Origin of the sequence: cf. Phormidesmis sp. LEGE 11477 (genome assembly GCF_015207105.1) — a bacterium.
GTDB lineage: Bacteria > Cyanobacteriota > Cyanobacteriia > Phormidesmidales > Phormidesmidaceae > Phormidesmis.
Genome location: NZ_JADEXO010000247.1, coordinates 1 through 1,975, shown reverse-complemented (window position 1 = coordinate 1,975; position 1,975 = coordinate 1). Strand labels below are relative to the sequence as shown.

3 protein-coding genes are annotated in these 1,975 nt (G+C 47.2%); 2 read left to right on the top strand and 1 reads right to left on the bottom strand.

Translation table 11 applies throughout. The features are described from left to right. Nucleotides 1–540 precede the first annotated feature (540 nt). Together IQ256_RS29025 and IQ256_RS29945 are read left to right on the top strand one after the other, a co-directional pair. Nucleotides 541–777, top strand: a complete 237-nt coding sequence (locus IQ256_RS29025; RefSeq protein WP_193859150.1) for a hypothetical protein — start codon at nt 541–543, stop codon at nt 775–777. Between the two features lie 36 nt (nt 778–813). After that, nucleotides 814–948 carry an adenylate/guanylate cyclase domain-containing protein gene (locus IQ256_RS29945; RefSeq protein WP_228025399.1) on the top strand — a complete coding sequence of 45 codons (135 nt, stop codon included), beginning with the start codon at nt 814–816 and terminating at the stop codon, nt 946–948. Between the two features lie 14 nt (nt 949–962). Here the strand turns inward: IQ256_RS29945 and IQ256_RS29020 are convergent. Next, a partial coding sequence (locus IQ256_RS29020) for an ASPIC/UnbV domain-containing protein (RefSeq protein ID WP_193859149.1) occupies nt 963–1,975 on the bottom strand: 1,013 nt, incomplete at its 5' end.

Sequence of the window (1,975 nt, the reverse complement as noted above, 5' to 3'; positions counted from 1 at the left end):
AGCTTGTAGCGGCATAGCTCGCAAAGATCTAGCTAACTAAAATCTGACCTGTTAAGATTGAGCTGAAGAGCATCGTCTCTGGGGTGCGTAGAGGGTGCCTTGGCAAAGCGAACAACTTTGTCCTCAGGCATCTCATGTGATGGTGAACATCCTCTTTGGTAATGTACCAGGTACCGTGAAGCTGCTCGCTTAGACACAGTGTTCGGTTGGAATAGAAATCCTGCGTTTCATAGTTACGGGCACTCTGAAAGTACAGCAAGACTTTCTGAATGCAATCCAACAACTCTTATGGCAACGCAGCTTCAATCCCGACTTTCACGATAGATTACAGTCTGGGTGTTTCTAGGCATTGTAGTGATTGAAGCTGTTTTGTTTGTGCCTTCCTATTTGCGCTAGCGAGTCGAATCATTACGATCGTTAGAGACAATATCATAAGAAGTACTGAATTCGACAAAGGCAGATGTTGTAATTGGAATGCCTAAGCACCAGATTTTAAGCTGAATCCGGTTAAAAGAAGACTCTTTGATTAAAGGAATCGCATTGCATGATAACAAAGGTCAGCTAGTTGGCAGTGTAGGCGAAGCTCTAGACTTTAGCCCGGAAATATTCTCTTCAGCTACGCCCGTATCTCCTTTACCGTCGATGGTTATAAACCACGAGACAGCAAAGGCTGCGGCACAGGGAAGCTCGCCAGGATTTGGTAGCTTAAAGCAGATTAGCTCAAACGAGTTAGGAGAAATTGCAATTGTTTTAAAGACGATGTTTAGTCGGATTTAGAAAGAGATCGACAATCGTCAAGAAACAGAGTCCGAATTGCGGGCCGAACAGGAAAATGCGATCGCGCAACGTCACGGTCTAGAAAAAAATAAAACCATCGGCGACGTCTACATGGTGGTAGGTGGCGTTCCTAGTCCTCAACCAAAATTCTCATTACGCCCCGTGGATTGAACTATGCATATTCTCTACACGATGGTGTTGGCAACGGTATCAAAGGTAATAACGATATCGTCGAAATCAGCATCGCCCAAGCCTGGTAGATCCTCGAATCCAAGTGCATTACTGCCGATGGATTTTACATGATCAGCGCTCCCAGCATTTACTGATTCATATGAGAAGTATCGACTAGTTTCGGCTTCGTTATTCACTACAGTGATGAATGTGCCATAGAGACCATCTAGATCACTAACGGTAAAGACGTCAGAATCGCCATCGTCAGTTTTAAGATTGACATCAGATACAGCTCGATCGAGGGCCGCCTCTTCGTACCCAGCATCACCGACGCTGAGAGTCTGGTTACCAACCGTGATATCACCGTTGAGATTATCCACCTGGTAAAGGCCCACAGTGCTATCAAATGCGGCTTCTCTATAGACTGTAAAGCGAATATCAGCGCCGCCCGTTCCAGAGAAATCTAGTGCGTCTCCATCACCTGATACGTAGTCAACCACGTCATCTTCGACAGGCGATAGGGACAGTACGGTACCGCCACCAAAGTCCAAGGTTGCACCCGTTTCTGTGGCCGTCGCGATCGCCCGACGGGTGTCCCCATCCTCTACGATTTCAAACTCTAGAACATCGCCCTCATCAATGTCATCACCAGAAAGCGAGAAGCGCGGCGAGAATCCACTAGGCTCTCCTTCTTGAAGCAAGGAAAAGCTACCAATTTGAGTGCGTGATCCGCCGTTCACCTTAAAAATAGTGATTAGACCCGTTCGATCAACATCTATATCGTCAAATCCAAACGTCACACTATCGTCACCCAAGCTTGTAAGCTCTAACGAACGACCTTGTGATGTGGCTTTGAAAGGGCCATCAGCAACGATACCGCCGTCAGATAACTGTTCAGTGATAGTCAGCACCTGGTTGACGTTGACATTCTCTATCACCTGCACAACGTCGCTGGGCCAGCGCACCTCAATCCGCTCTACCTGCTGGTTCTGCGCTAGACCAAAGTGCAGCCGCTGAAAGTCTTGCG